The organism is Pseudomonas sp. R4-39-08 (assembly GCF_003852275.1).
Taxonomy (GTDB): domain Bacteria; phylum Pseudomonadota; class Gammaproteobacteria; order Pseudomonadales; family Pseudomonadaceae; genus Aquipseudomonas.
Genome location: NZ_CP027733.1, coordinates 936,244 through 950,191, shown reverse-complemented (window position 1 = coordinate 950,191; position 13,948 = coordinate 936,244). Strand labels below are relative to the sequence as shown.

At 58.7% G+C, this 13,948-nt stretch carries 9 protein-coding genes and 2 pseudogenes; 4 read left to right on the top strand and 7 right to left on the bottom strand.

Annotated features, from left to right (window positions below; genetic code table 11):
- Positions 1 to 32 precede the first annotated feature (32 nt).
- The gene (locus tag C4J88_RS04110) at positions 33 to 1,169 is read right to left on the bottom strand and encodes an acyl-CoA dehydrogenase family protein (protein ID WP_124406278.1); all 1,137 of its coding nucleotides are present in this window, start codon (positions 1,167 to 1,169) and stop codon (positions 33 to 35) included.
- Between the two features lie 220 nt (positions 1,170 to 1,389).
- Between C4J88_RS04110 and C4J88_RS04105 the strand changes: the two genes are divergently transcribed.
- On the top strand, positions 1,390 to 2,310 hold the full coding sequence (locus C4J88_RS04105) for a GlxA family transcriptional regulator (RefSeq protein ID WP_177412769.1): 921 nt from the start codon (positions 1,390 to 1,392) through the stop codon (positions 2,308 to 2,310).
- A gap of 306 nt (positions 2,311 to 2,616) precedes the next feature.
- Here the strand turns inward: C4J88_RS04105 and zapE are convergent, their stop codons facing one another.
- The 3 genes and pseudogenes from zapE to C4J88_RS04090 form a co-directional block, all read right to left on the bottom strand.
- Positions 2,617 to 3,711: a cell division protein ZapE gene (gene zapE, locus C4J88_RS04100; protein ID WP_124365820.1), complete on the bottom strand. Its 1,095-nt coding sequence runs from the start codon at positions 3,709 to 3,711 to the stop codon at positions 2,617 to 2,619.
- Between the two features lie 79 nt (positions 3,712 to 3,790).
- Positions 3,791 to 5,146 (bottom strand): tryptophan--tRNA ligase, encoded by a 1,356-nt coding sequence (locus C4J88_RS04095; RefSeq protein ID WP_124406277.1) that lies wholly within the window; start codon positions 5,144 to 5,146, stop codon positions 3,791 to 3,793.
- A gap of 24 nt (positions 5,147 to 5,170) precedes the next feature.
- Positions 5,171 to 5,799 (bottom strand): annotated as a pseudogene (locus C4J88_RS04090) (alpha/beta hydrolase).
- A 146-nt stretch (positions 5,800 to 5,945) separates the two neighbouring features.
- On the opposite strand from C4J88_RS04090, the gene C4J88_RS04085 reads away from it, so the two are divergent.
- A complete protein-coding gene (locus C4J88_RS04085; protein ID WP_057724532.1) occupies positions 5,946 to 6,383 on the top strand; it encodes a YhcB family protein in 438 nt (145 codons plus the stop codon).
- A 128-nt stretch (positions 6,384 to 6,511) separates the two neighbouring features.
- On the opposite strand, the gene C4J88_RS04080 is transcribed toward C4J88_RS04085, so the two are convergent.
- The 3 genes and pseudogenes from C4J88_RS04080 to C4J88_RS04070 all read right to left on the bottom strand — a co-directional run bounded on the left by C4J88_RS04080 (position 6,512) and on the right by C4J88_RS04070 (position 10,150).
- Entirely contained in the window at positions 6,512 to 8,236 is a 1,725-nt protein-coding gene (locus C4J88_RS04080) for an ABC transporter ATP-binding protein/permease (protein ID WP_124406276.1), read from the bottom strand.
- Positions 8,237 to 8,335: 99 nt separating this feature from the next.
- A complete protein-coding gene (locus C4J88_RS04075; RefSeq protein ID WP_010565532.1) occupies positions 8,336 to 8,896 on the bottom strand; it encodes a response regulator transcription factor in 561 nt (186 codons plus the stop codon).
- A pseudogene (locus tag C4J88_RS04070) lies at positions 8,889 to 10,150 on the bottom strand (ATP-binding protein). The gene C4J88_RS04075 and the pseudogene C4J88_RS04070 overlap by 8 nt, the downstream one beginning before the upstream one ends.
- 204 nt (positions 10,151 to 10,354) lie before the next feature.
- Here C4J88_RS04070 and C4J88_RS04065 point away from each other — a divergent pair.
- Together C4J88_RS04065 and C4J88_RS04060 are read left to right on the top strand one after the other, a co-directional pair.
- Positions 10,355 to 11,065, top strand: a complete 711-nt coding sequence (locus tag C4J88_RS04065; RefSeq protein ID WP_124365817.1) for an SIMPL domain-containing protein — start codon at positions 10,355 to 10,357, stop codon at positions 11,063 to 11,065.
- A 443-nt stretch (positions 11,066 to 11,508) separates the two neighbouring features.
- A complete protein-coding gene (locus C4J88_RS04060) occupies positions 11,509 to 13,809 on the top strand; it encodes a hypothetical protein (RefSeq protein ID WP_372238000.1) in 2,301 nt (766 codons plus the stop codon).
- Positions 13,810 to 13,948 lie beyond the last annotated feature (139 nt).

Below are 13,948 nucleotides of genomic sequence, written 5' to 3'. Positions count from 1 at the left end.
AGGCATTCCCACGCGGAGCGTGGGAACGAGCATCAAAGCGCCCGCGCAATAATCTCCTTCATGATCTCATTGGTCCCCGCATAAATCCGCTGCACCCGCGCGTCGGCCCACGCCCGGGCTATAGGGTATTCCCACATGAAGCCGTACCCGCCGTGCAGTTGCACGCACTCATCGAGCACCTTGCATTGCAGGTCCGTGGCCCAGTATTTGGCCATTGCAGCGGTGGGCACATCCAGCTTGCCTTCCAGGTGCAGCGCCAGGCATTTGTCCACGAACACGCGGCCGATCTGAATCTCGGTGGCCATTTCTGCCAGCTTGAAGCGGGTGTTTTGAAAGTCGGCTATCGCCTTGCCAAACGCCTTGCGCTCGCGGGTGTATTCCAGGGTCCATTGCAACGCCGCCTCGGCTGACGACAGTGCACCAATCGCCACCGTCAGCCGCTCCTGGGGCAATTCCTGCATCAAATATGCGAAGCCCATGCCGGCCTGGCCCAGCAGGTTTTCCTTGGGCACACGCACGTCCTGGAAGAAAAGCTCAGAGGTGTCCTGGGCTTTCATGCCGACCTTCTCCAGGCGCTTGCCCTTATCGAAGCCCGGCGTGTCGGCCTCGACCAGGAACAGGCTGGTGCCCTTGGCGCCGGCCTTGGGGTCGGTCTTGGCCACCACAATGACCAGGTCGGCCAGGTAGCCGTTGGTGATGAACGTTTTGGAGCCGTTGATCACATAGTCATCACCGTCCAGCACCGCCGTGGTCTTGACCCCTTGCAGGTCGGAACCGGCCCCAGGCTCGGTCATGGCGATGGCCGTGACCATCTCGCCGGAGATCAACTTGGGCAGGTACTTGTGCTTCAACGCCTCACTGCCGTAATGCAGGATATACGGCGCAACAATGTCCGAATGCAGGGAAAAGCCAATGCCGGTCAGGCCCAGGCGGCTGATCTCTTCGATCACGACCGCGCTGTAAAGGAAATCCGCGCCCAGCCCGCCGTATGCTTCCGGTACGTGCGAACACAGCATCCCCGCCTCCCCCGCCTTGTTCCAGAGGTTGCGGTCGATGTAACCCTGTTTCTCCCACTGCCCATGGAATGGCGCGGCGTCTTTTTCGAGGAAGGTACGCACGCTTTCGCGGAAGAGTTCGTGCTCCGGGCTGAACAAGGTTCTGGGAATCATGGCTCACCTGTGAGGATTGTCGGACAAGGACGGGCTCACAGAGCCTATGCCGCGAATGCGTCACGGGACACTGGACACATGCGACAAAAAATAAGACGATCCAGCCGTCTGGTGACCACTTTCCCCTATAAGAATAAATGAAATTATGTCTAACCAAATCTCCACGCCCTTGCGGCGCGTCAGCATCCTGGCCGTCGATCGGGTCTTCGCTTCAACCCTCATGCAAGCCAAAGATTTCTTCCATCTCGCCAGCCTGCGGTATGGCAAGCAACAGGGCCTGGGCCTGACGCCCGCATTCGAGACGCGCCTGGTCAGCCCCGACGGGCAATCGGTACGCAGCTTCAGCAATGTGATCATGCCGGTGGACGGCGGCCTGGAAGATGCCGACATCATCGTGCTGCCCGCCTTCTGGGACGACTTCGAGGCCTTGTGCACCCGCTACCCACAGGTACTGCCCTGGCTGCGCGAACAGCACGCACGCGGCGCCGTGTTGTGCGGGGAAGCCACCGGTGTGTTCTGGCTGGCCGAAGCCGGCCTGCTCGATGGCAAGGAAGCGACCACCTATTGGCGCTTCTTCACCGCCTTCAGCGAACGGTTCCCCAAGGTGCAGCTCAACCAGGACAAGCACCTGACCGACGCCGATAACCTGTATTGCGCCGGCGGCACCACCTCCGCCTGCGACCTCTACATTTATTTGATCGAACGCTTCTGCGGCGCCAACATCGCCCAGGCCGTGGCCCGCGACATCCTGTATGAAGTGCAGCGCAGCTACTCGCCAGGGCGTATCGGTTTTGGCGGGCAGAAGCTGCACCAGGATGTGATCATCCTGCAGATCCAGCATTGGCTCGAAGAACACTTCGCCGACAAGTTCCGCTTTGAAGACGTCGCCCGCGAGCACGGCATGAGCATCCGCAACTTCATGCGACGCTTCCAGACCGCCACCGGCGACAAGCCGCTGCATTATCTGCAACGCCTGCGCATCGAGACGGCCAAGGGCCTGCTGTCGGGCAGCCGCAAGAGCATCAAGACCATCAGCTATGAGGTGGGTTACGACGATGCGAGTTTCTTTGCGCGGTTGTTCAGGCAGCACACGGAGTTGTCGCCGAATCAGTATCGCCAGCAGTTCCAGCAGGCGGCATAAGCAGCGGCTTATACGGGACCAATGTGGGAGGGGGCTTGCCCTAATGCCAGTCAGTTAAGAAGTAGAAAGGGTAAAAAGTAACCTGTGGCGAGGGAGCTTGCTCCCGCTGGACTGCGCAGCAGTCCCATTTTTGGGGCCGCTTCGCGGCCCAGCGGGAGCAAGCTCCCTCGCCACAGGTACAGTGTTCGTCCTTAACTGACTGGCATTAGGGCTTGCCCCCGATAGCGGTCTGTCAGTAACAGATGTACTGACTGATCCACCGCAATCGGGGGCAAGCCCCCTCCCACACTTTGATCTACATCGGCCTTACGGTTTGTGGCCGCGCGAAAGGAATTCGTGGGACTGCATTTCCAGCAAACGACTCAAGGTGCGTTGGAATTCGAAGTTCAAGCGACCGCCCGTGTAGAGGTCCTTGAGCTCGACTTCCGCCGAGATGATCAGCTTGACGTTACGGTCGTAGAACTCGTCGACCATGTTGATAAAACGCCGCGCGATGTCGTCGGTGGTCACGCCCATCTGTTCCACACCGCTCAAGATCACCGCATGGAAGATCTTGCCCAATTCGATGTAGTCGTTCTGGCTGCGCGGGCCGTCGCACAGTTGGCGGAATTCGAACCAGGCCACGTCATCGCAGGTACGCAAGGCGATGATTTCGCGGTTTTCGATCATCAACTTGTCGTTTTCCACGGCCTGGGTGCATTCCGGCGTCAACGCGCGGAAGCTTTTCTTCAGGCTGTCGTGGGCCGCCTCATTGAGCGGGAAGTGGAACAGCTCCGCTTGCTCGAGGTGACGCAAACGATAGTCGACGCCGCTGTCGACGTTGACGATATCGGTGTGCTGCTTGATCAACGCAATGGCCGGCAGGAAGCGTGCGCGCTGCAGGCCATCCTTGTAGAGACCATCGGGCACGATGTTCGAGGTGGCGACCAGGGTCACGCCGTTCTTGAACAGCTCTTCCATCAAGGTGCCGAGGATCATGGCATCGGTGATGTCGGAGACGAAGAACTCATCGAAGCAAATCACCCGCGCTTCGTCGGAGAAACGCTTGGCGATGATCGTCAGCGGGTTCTTCTCCCCCGGCAGGGTCTTCATCTCTTCGTGCACGCGCTTCATGAAGCGGTGGAAGTGGGTGCGGACCTTTTCCTTGAACGGCAGTGCTTCGAAGAAGGTGTCCACCAGGTAAGTCTTGCCCCGGCCGACGCCACCCCAGAAGTACAGGCCCTTGACCGGCGTGCGGTCTTTCTTGCCAAACAGCTTGCTGAGCATGCCCTGCTTGCTTTGCGAAGCCGCGACCAGGTCTTCGTACAGGCGCTGCAAATGACGCACCGCATTTTCCTGGGCCGCGTCATGGAAGAAGTCAGGGCGTTTCAGATCAGCTTGATATCGTTCTAGGGGCGTCATAATTTCGTTAGCAAGGCAACAAAAACGGGCCGTCACTGTAACGACGGCCCTGGATAATGGCAATCAACCCTTGGTCGGGTTAATCCTCGGAGGGGGTCAGCGCGACGCGCAAGGCGGCGATGGCGGCGTCACGGGACGCGCTGTCGGCGAACTCGGCGCTGTCGGCCACGGCCGCGTCGCCCAGCCATACGCTGAAGCCCAGGGCTTGGGTGCGTATGTCCAAGGTACCGCCGCTTTGCAATTGCTTGGTCACCGCGCCCGCCGCCTTGCCGTCGGCGAAGGTGCGCGACAGCAGCAGTTGCTCGCCGTCGGCGGCCAACAGGCGGAAGCGGAAGCTGCCGTCGTCTTCACGAAAGCTCACGAAGCGCGCGGCCTTCGCCGCCTTTTTCTTGGTGGCAACCGGCGCCGCAGCCTGGTTGACGAACGAACGCAAGCCCACCGCTTCGCGCAGCTCGGCGAGGAACGGTGCCGCCACGGCACGGGCCTTCTTGGCGCCGACCAGCAGCAGATCTTCCATGTCTGACGGGCGCGACATCAGTTGGTGGTAACGCTCGCGCGCTTCACCCAATTGACCGTCCAGCAACTGGAACAGACGATTCTTCGCCTCACCCCAGCCCAGGCCTTGCAGCAGTTCACTGCGCAGCTCTTGCTCCTGGGCCTTGCTCGCAAATGCCTGGTACAGCGTGAACAGGTGGGACGTGTCCGGGTCCTTCGCCTCGCCGGGGGCGCGTGAGTCGGTGACGATCCGCGAGATTGCCTCCTTCATGTCCTTGGCGCTGGTGAACAACGGGATGGTGTTGTCATAGCTCTTGGACATCTTGCGGCCATCCAGGCCCGGCAAGGTGGCGACGCTTTCTTCGATCAACGCCTCGGGCATGGTGAAGAATTCTTTACCGTTGCCGAACAGATGGTTGAAACGCTGGCCGATATCACGGGCCATTTCCACGTGCTGGATCTGGTCACGACCCACCGGCACCTTGTGCGCGTTGAACATCAGGATGTCCGCTGCCATCAGCACCGGATAGCTGTACAGACCCATGGTGATGCCCGCATCCGGGTCTTCGCCGCCCTCTACGTTTTTGTCCACCGAGGCTTTGTAGGCATGGGCGCGGTTGAGCAGGCCCTTGGCGGCCACGCAGGTCAGCAGCCAGGTCAGTTCGGGAATCTCGGGGATGTCGGACTGGCGATAGAACGTCACCCGGTTCACATCCAGGCCACCGGCCAGCCAGGTCGCGGCGATTTCCATACGCGAGCGCTGGATGCGCTGCGGGTCATCGCATTTGATCAGGGCGTGGTAGTCGGCCAGGAAGTAGAAGGAATCGGCATTGGCGTCCTGGCTGGCAAGGATCGCCGGGCGGATCGCACCGGCGTAGTTGCCCAGGTGCGGCGTGCCGGTGGTGGTGATGCCGGTGAGGATACGGGTACGCGTCGTCATGGGTAATCGCTTATCAGACTGCTATCAATTCGAGAGGCGCGGCAGCACCAGATCCTTCAGATCGGTGAGCTTGCCGTGAAAAAAGTGTCCGCATTCTGCCACTTTCAGCAGCTCATGGGGGCGTTTCAGGGCGCCTGACCAGTCGTAGACGACTTGCGGGTCGACCACTTCGTCGGTTTCCGGCTGGATTAGCGTCAACGGACAATCATGTGGCAGCACATCCGTGTCACGCAGGCGCATCACTGCGGCAGCCACCATGAACAGGTGCGCCAGCTTCTCGCCCTTGGCTTCCAGGCGCCCGCCGAGGCTGGCGGCCACATAGCCACCGAAGGAAAAGCCCAGCAGGGTGAGCGGTAGATCAGGGTGTTTTTCCCGCAGCCACGTGGCGGCCGCTTCGGCATCGTCAACTTCGCCGCTGGCCATGTCGTGGCTACCGGCACTCGCGCCGACGCCACGATAATTGAAACGCAACGTAATCAAGCCGGCATCACGGGCGGTGCGTTGCAGGGTCGATACCACTTTATTGAGCATGGTCCCGCCCTGCACCGGGTTAGGATGGCAGATCAGCGCCAGACCGCGTGGGCGGGGTGATCCAGGTACAGGGCTTCCAATTGACCCACCGGGCCATCGATCAAAACGGGGGTTTCACGCATGAGCAAGGATGAACTCCGTGACCTCTCAAGGGGTCGACTCGTCTAGCTAAAAGTCTGTGCATGGCATCATTGCGAGCTTAATCGCGGTATACAGCGCAGGTTTGAGCCGTTAACGTAAAGCAAAGCCGTTTATAGAGGAAGGACTCGTGGAACACTCGCTCTTAGTTTGGTTGTTGCCGACTCTTGCCCTGGTTGCCGGTGTCGCCATTGGATTCCTGGTTGCTCGCCTGCTGCCGAATGCCGCGCCTAACCGCACGCAGCGTCAGCTGGATGACATTCAGGAACGTTTTGACAGTTATCAGAACGAGGTTGTTACCCACTTCAACAGCACCGCGACCCTGGTCAAGAAGCTCACCCAGAGCTACCAGGAAGTACAGGATCATCTCGCCGATGGCGCTAACCGCCTGGCCCTCGACGACATCACCCGCCAGCGCCTGCTGGCCGCGTTGCATTCCGATGCACCGCAGACCCCACGGGAACGCCTGACCCCGCCCCGGGAAAACCAGGAACCGCCACGGGACTACGCGCCAAAAACGCCGGACGCCCCAGGCATGCTGGATGAGCATTACGGCTTGAAGAAGTAAGTTAGCTTCCAGCAACACAAAGCCCGGCTGATCGATGATCAGCCGGGCTTTTTATTGGGCCGTTTCTGTTGCTCAGTGAAGATCCAATGTGGGAGCAAGCCCCCTCCCACACTTGAACCCACATGACCTTAGGCCGGTTGCTGTTCCTGCAACCGCCCACCCTCGATCCGCACATGCCGCCCATGGAAACGCTTGAGGCTGCTGCGATGACCGACGCTGACGATGCTCAGCCCCGGCAATTCATCGATCAGCGCCTGATACAGCGTCGCTTCATCCTCTTCATCCATGGCCGAGGTGGCTTCGTCCATGTACAGCCATTGCGGCGCGAACAACAAGGCGCGGGCGAAGGCCAGGCGCTGCTGCTCGCCCGGCGAGAGCATGCGCTGCCAGTGGTTGGCTTCATCCAGACGGCTGACCAGATGCGGCAGGCGGCAGGTTTCCAGTACCTGTGCATAACGTTGCGCAGGGTAGGCGCTGTCCTCTTGTGGATAACTCAACACTGCCTTCAACGTGCCAATCGGTAAATAAGGCTTCTGCGGCAAAAACAGATAACGCGTTGCCGGCAGGCGAATGCTGCCATGCCCTGCTGGCCACAAATGGCCCATTGCGCGCAGCAGCGTACTTTTACCACTGCCGGAACGCCCACTGAGCATCACGCGCTGACCCGGCTCCACGATCATGTCGGCGTCGGTGAGCAAGTGACGACCATCGGCCAGGTCCATGCCCAGATTCTTGATCACCAGGTGTTCGCCTTCAGGGCGCACATCGATGGCCGGGGCGCGCTGCTCGTTGTCGCTCATGGCCTGCTGGAAACTCAGCAGACGGTCGCTGGTGGCACGCCACGCCGCCAGTTCCGAGTAGGCGTTGATGAACCAACTGAAGTTTTCCTGCACATTGCCAAACGCCGAGTTGATTTGCATCAGCTCGCCCAGTTCGATCTTGCCGGTGAAGTAGCGCGGCGCGGCGACGATAAACGGGAAGATAATCGCTATCTGGCTGTAGCCGGCGGTGAAGAAGGTCAGGCGCTTGGACACTTTCATGATGTCCCAGAAGTTGTGCCAGACCTTGCCGAAGCGCGAGCTCAGGCGCTGCTTTTCATTCGGCTCGCCGTTATAGAGGGCGATGCTTTCGGCATTTTCACGCACCCGCACCATGGAGAAACGCAGGTCCGCTTCGAAGCGCTGTTGCTGATTGTTCAAACCGATCAAGCGTCGCCCGATCAGGTGCGTCAGCCAACTGCCCACGGCGGCATACAGCAGCGCACACCAGAACATGTAGCCGGGAATGGTGATGCCAAACACTTCGATGCTGCCCGACACGCCCCACAGGATGATCGAGAACGACACCAGGCTGACCACGTTGCGCAGCAGTCCCAGGCCCAGGCTCAAGGTGCTGGTGGTAAAGGTATTGAGGTCTTCGGAGATCCGCTGGTCCGGGTTATCGGTGTAGCCGCCCTGCTCCAGCTGGTAGTAGTTCTTGTGGGCAAGCCAGCGCGCGAAGTGCTTTTCGGTCAGCCAGGCACGCCAGCGAATGGTGAGCATCTGGGTCAGGTACAAGCGATACACCGCGCCGAGGATCGCCACGGCCGCGATGCCGCCGAAGTAACCGATCAATTGCCAGAAGGCGGCCGTGTCCTTCTTTTCCAGGGCGTTGTAGAAATCCTTGTACCAGTGGTTGATCCACACCGAGATCGCCACGCTGAACAGCGACAAACCAATCACGGCAGCCAGCAGCAACCAGGCCCGGCCCTTCTCTTCACTGCGCCAATACGGCGTGATCATCGCCCAGGTTCGGCGGAAGAATTGCCCACGCACCGCATCATTGACCGCGGAGTATTCAGCGTTCTGATTCATCGTTCAGGCTCGGTAGGAAATTATGACAGGCGTTTGAACCGATCATAGGCGATCGGTTCACGGCTCCGTGCAGCCTGAGGCAGATTGTTCAGTCTTCGTTCAGCGCCGTACCGGGCGTTTCTGCAGTTTGCGCTGCAACGTACGCCGGTGCATGCCCAGGGCGCGGGCAGTGGCGGAGATGTTGCCTTCGTGCTCGGTCAGTACGCGCTGGATGTGTTCCCACTGCAGGCGGTCGACCGACATGGGGTTTTCCGGCACCAGGGTGTCGAGGTCGGCGTGCTCGGAAAGCAGCGCGGCGAGCACGTCATCGGCATCCGCCGGCTTGCACAGGTAATTGCACGCGCCACGCTTGATCGCTTCGACGGCGGTGGCGATGCTGGAATAACCGGTGAGGATCACCACGCGCATTTCCGGGTCGAGTTCGAGCAGCTTGGGCAACAGCACCAGGCCTGAGTCGCCGTCCATTTTCAGGTCGAGCGCGGCGTAGTCCGGCAGGTCGGCCTGGGCGATGGCCAGGCCTTCTTCGGCTGAGCCCGCAGTGCTGACGCGAAAACCGCGACGGCTCATGGCGCGGGCCATCACGCGGGTAAAGGTGGCGTCATCATCTACCAGCAACAGATGCGGCAGTTCTTCGCCTTCGACTTGGATCTCGTCACTCATCGATATCTCCTCGTGCGACACGGGGCAGGCGCAGCTCGGTGAGCGTGCCACCTTCCTCATGACTATAGAGCTTCACTGAGCCGCCCGCGCGGGTCACGCTGGCCTTGCTCAAAAACAGGCCGAGGCCGAAGCCTTTGCCCTTGGTGGTAAAGAACGGTTTGCCGATTTGCTCGGCAATGGCCAGCGGCACGCCCGCGCCGTGGTCACGAATGCTGATGGTGACGTTTTCCGCGTCCCAGTCCAACTGCACGCCCAGGCCTTCGGGCAGGCGTCGGCCGCATTGTTCAGCAGGTTGAGCAAGGCCTGGGTGAGGTCCGGCGGCGGCGCCATGCGTGGCACGCTGCCCTGGCCCAACAGGCTGAACCGGTAACTGGCTTCGGGACGCATCAGGTGCCAACGGTTCAGCGCTTCGTCGAGCCACTGGGTGACATCCTGCATTTCTACCGCCAGGCGTCGATTGGCTTCGGCGGCGCGTACCAGCTGCTGCAGGGTCAATTTGCACTGCTTGACCTGTTCCTGCAGCACGCTGAGGTCATCCTGCAACGCCGGGTCGTGATGGTCCTGGGTCATCTCCTTGAGCAGCACGCTCATGGTCGCCAGCGGCGTCCCCAACTCGTGGGCGGCACCTGCGGCCTGCGTGGCGACGGCCAGCAATTGCTGGTCGCGCAGGCCTTCTTCACGGCGAATTGCGCGCAGTTCTTCCTGGCGGCGCAACTCTTCGGCCATGCGCGCGGCAAAAAAGGTGATCACGGCGGCGGACAGCGCAAAGCTCAGCCACATCCCGTAGATCTGCAGGTTTTCCCGGGCGATGGGAAACGTCTGCAAAGGATAGAACTGCGCCAGCAGCAAGGTGTACAACGTCAGCGCGATGCCCGACAGCACCACCGAATAGCGCCACGGCAACGTCACGGCGGCAATGGTCAGTGGCACCAGGTAATAAGAAACGAACGGGTTGGTGGAACCGCCGGAGAAATACAGCAACACACTGTGGATAAACAGGTCGCACGCCAATTGCAGGGCATATTCCAATTCGGTGACCGGCCATGTGGTGCGCAACCGAATCGCGGTAAACGCACACAACACGGTGGAGAAGCCGAGGGTCACCGCCAGTTGCAGCCAGGGCAGCGGCAACAGGTCGAACCAATAGGCGAGCCCGACGGAACCTGCCTGTGCGGCCAATACCAGGGTGCGAATGAACGTCAGGCGCCAGAGGTTCTGGCGGGTGGCGGAAGTCAGTTTTACGGCGGCGAGCATGAGCTCTCCCGATGAGCGCTGCAGGCGGATCGGCACGAGTATAAACGAAGCAGACCGCCTGGCACGGCGCGTGTGGCTCTTTGACGCAGGCGCGCAGATGACCGCTCGTCGGGGCTGCTGCAAGATGTAGGGAATGTGTAAACCCGAAGAACCCGATGCCACCGTCTACAGTCATACCGAACACGACAATCCCAAGGAGCTTTCATGTCTCGTTTCACTCGCAGTGCAGCGGTTCTCACCCTCGGCGCCAGCGCCCTGGCCAGCCTGCCGGCCATGGCCGCCGATGAACTGCATTACAACCAGATCTCCCTGCGCGCCGAAGTCAGCCAGGAAGTGGCGCGCGACAAGATGATCGTCACTCTTTACACCGAAGCGCAAAACGCCGACCCGGCCAAGCTGGCCGCTGAAATCACCACCACTATGAACCAGGCCCTGGGCCAGGCGCGTGAAGTCAAGGCCGTGACCCTGCGCCAAGGCAGCCGCAACAGCTACCCGATCTACGACAGCAAGAACCAAAAAATCACCGGCTGGCGCGAACGCGCCGAACTGCGCCTGGAAAGCGCGGACTTCCCGGCGCTGTCCAAACTCACCGGCGAGCTGTTGAACACCCTGAAAATGGACAACATGGACTTCGCCATCGCTGACAGCACGCGCAAGGCCAGCGAAGACGCGCTGCTCAAAGACGCGGTTGCCGCGTTCAAGGCTCGCGCGCAACTGGCCACCGATGCGCTGGGCGGCAAGGGCTACAAGATCGTCAACCTGAACTTCAACACCAATGGTTATCCACAGCCGTATGCGCGCGGCGGGATGATGATGAAAGCGGCCATGGCCGATTCAGCGCCCACGCCTGAAGTGGAGGCCGGCACCAGTCAGGTCAACATGAGCGCAGACGGTGTCATTGAAGTTTTGCAATAAGTTTTCGACATACCAACAAGGCGTAATCCTTTAAGGGTTACGCCTTTTTTATTGCCGCCTACGGAACACCAGGACCGTTACGACAAACTCAAAGGCTTTAGACTACAGTCACTTTCTCCAACTCCCCCGTTACACCCTAGAGACTTCTCGTTAAAAACCCTCGATATAAGCTCGGAACTTAAGCCGCCTAATTATCCACCCACTGTAGCGACCACAATTACTTTGAAACAGAGCATCGAACAACCATCCAACTAACACACATCCCACCCACAGGACATTGCGCATAACGATTCTTTTGTTTTTCGGTCAACGGCGATTATTAATCCAATCATTAATGTGAGTTGATTATGAATATAGCGGCGGCTCTCGTTCCCACGCCTACCTCCTTCCCCACACCGCCCACGAACAATCGTCAGCAACGGGGAATAGATGACTCGCACACAATGCAAAAAAGGGCACTGGAAGAAAGGGTAGACCCACCCCCTGCTAAAAATTCGCTCGGACTGCATCCAGTTCCAGCACCGACACCCGAGCATGAGCTTGATACTTCCAAGACCGTCATCTACGGTTCAGTCAACGTTATTCCGCCAACGGCGAACTATACGCGGCACGAACGCGAGCAGCGTATCCAAGCCTACGCCGATCGTGTCGCCACACAAATCAAGCACATCGAAAGCGGCAGCGACGGTGAGCGCAATACCAAGTTCCAGCACACTCGCCCGTTCCTCGAACCTGCCGGTTACTTCAGCGGTGGGTTGTTGGCAGCTGGCTACGACCCCCACGAGAAAGTCACGGTCACCTTCTACTCCTATGTAGGAATGGGCACACCCCAGGAGGAAACCAATAGGGACGTACGCACCTACTTTGCCTGGGAAATTGCAGCCGGAGCATTTGCCCATGACAAGGTTCCAAGGGGTGGCCCGCTGAACTTCCAGGGTATGCAAATCAGTGCGCAAGACAAAAACAAAATCGACGAACTGGAAGTGCTGGGCAGCCATTTGCAAGATCATTGGGAACATGATGTCGCCGCCCCCCTGCGCGACGCTTCGGGAGCACTTGCAAAACGCTCGGGCGAAGCAGACGCCTATGTGTTGCAGGGAACATTGCAAAGTCTACGTAACGACAAACACAGTTATGAACGTTTGTCCCCTGCTGCTCAGGCTGCCATTACTCGCACACTGGAAATCCGTGGAAACGCCGTCATTCCAAACCTATACGGCTATCCATTGGCCGGGTATGCCTTTATTCCCTACATCAATTATCACGGTGATTACGACCACCGCCCCAACAAAGGCCTGATGATCGATTTGAAGAACGGCACCGTCAGTGAAATAGACGGAGATGACAATTTCGCAAACTGGGCTAAACATAACCATGCCCAATTACTCAACCGTTTCAACGCCCGCGATAGGCAAGGCGGTCACGACGCCCACTGGGTAAGCGCCGGCTACGTACTCACCGCTTTGATTCTAGACAAGCATTCCACGTTTCCGGGGAGAAAAGGGCCCCTCTCGGATAAGGCCGTGCCGGTCCGAGAATTATTCAATTACGCACAATCGCGCGACAGCGATTACTACCTGAAATTCGGTGACCTCAAAAACGGCATTGCCCCTCACTATCAGGCGATGAATGCGAAAAATGCATTGTGGGCAGACCAAACCGAGGTATTTGGCGCCTCTCAGCAACACTGGAAAGAGGCAAAAGAGTTTTGGGGCAACACCTTTGGTTACTTACCCATCGTTGGCAATGCAGGCAATATCGTTTTCGGCGTGCACGATGGCCTCTATGGCCAGACCGCAGAGGATCGGGTTGGCGGCAATGCCGCGGCAGTCATATCCGGCCTGCAACTGGCGCACGAACTTGCACCCATCGGAGTGCACGGGGCAGAAGAACCGCCGGTGAACTTCTCTAATGGCGCGTATTACAGGTGGCAGTCCGATGAGCAAACACATCAGTTGGAATTAGTGCGGGTGAGGCAGGCTTCAACCCAAACAGACCCCGTCGATGTCGGGCTAACGCCCTCGCCAGACAATGGCATCCCGCCCACACCCACGCTAACCGACGAAAAAATCGCCACCCTCAGACAACTGATTTCACGCCAGGGCTCGCCGAGCATTGATGAGTTATTCTCCGATAAAAACAATTTCAGCACGCTGGATGGAAAAATAAGCCAACTCAAGGAAATCGATGAGCAACTCTATACCTTTGTAGATAGCACCAAGCTGGGCAAGGACACTCGTTTGAACATACTGGTGCATGGCCTATCCGATCCCGCCACAGGTATCGCTAAAGTTATATATGACGGGGAACTTAATACCCCACAGGATTTACTCGACACCTTACGTTTTCAAGGCATAAACCCACAAGACTATGGAAACGTTCGCCTTCTATCATGCGGCTCTGCAGATGGCGGTACCGCATCCTTTGCCGCCGAGTTCCAGCGACTCATAGATCGCCCCGTAAAAGGTTATAAAGGCACGGTAACGGTGGGCGTGACGCCGGAAGCAATAAAGCGCTTCACCGACAAAATTGAAAACCACTATGTACACCAAGCCAAACAAAAAAACATCACGATGACGGACAGCCTCAGAAATGACATCAGGCTTCTCGCCGAACGCGATGTTAATGAAGATGTAATGAAGCACTTCAGAACCTTGAAGAAAAACCCATACTGGAACCCGTGGAAGTGGTGGACCTTTGAATACAACCCCGTTCGCTTCGACCAACGTAGCGCATCACGATGATGGTGGTGCCTCTTTCCATGTACCCCCTTACCTCGTCAAACTCTCGCTTTCCGTGCAATTTTTCATAAGCTGACCCTAAGCGCCTGACTAATACAAGTGCGCTGTCTGAACCGTGCAGACGGCAATTTAACCTATCGTC

What these genes read in the sequence shown, in the direction of transcription:
- C4J88_RS04110 (WP_124406278.1), bottom strand. Translation starts at nt 1,169, where the DNA reads ATGATTCCCAGAACCTTGTTCAGCCCGGAGCACGAACTCTTCCGCGAA.
- C4J88_RS04105 (WP_177412769.1), top strand. Translation starts at nt 1,390, where the DNA reads ATGCAAGCCAAAGATTTCTTCCATCTCGCCAGCCTGCGGTATGGCAAG.
- zapE (WP_124365820.1), bottom strand. Translation starts at nt 3,711, where the DNA reads ATGACGCCCCTAGAACGATATCAAGCTGATCTGAAACGCCCTGACTTC.
- C4J88_RS04095 (WP_124406277.1), bottom strand. Translation starts at nt 5,146, where the DNA reads ATGACGACGCGTACCCGTATCCTCACCGGCATCACCACCACCGGCACG.
- C4J88_RS04080 (WP_124406276.1), bottom strand. Translation starts at nt 8,236, where the DNA reads ATGAATCAGAACGCTGAATACTCCGCGGTCAATGATGCGGTGCGTGGG.
- C4J88_RS04075 (WP_010565532.1), bottom strand. Translation starts at nt 8,896, where the DNA reads ATGAGTGACGAGATCCAAGTCGAAGGCGAAGAACTGCCGCATCTGTTG.
- C4J88_RS04065 (WP_124365817.1), top strand. Translation starts at nt 10,355, where the DNA reads ATGTCTCGTTTCACTCGCAGTGCAGCGGTTCTCACCCTCGGCGCCAGC.
- C4J88_RS04060 (WP_372238000.1), top strand. Translation starts at nt 11,509, where the DNA reads ATGCAAAAAAGGGCACTGGAAGAAAGGGTAGACCCACCCCCTGCTAAA.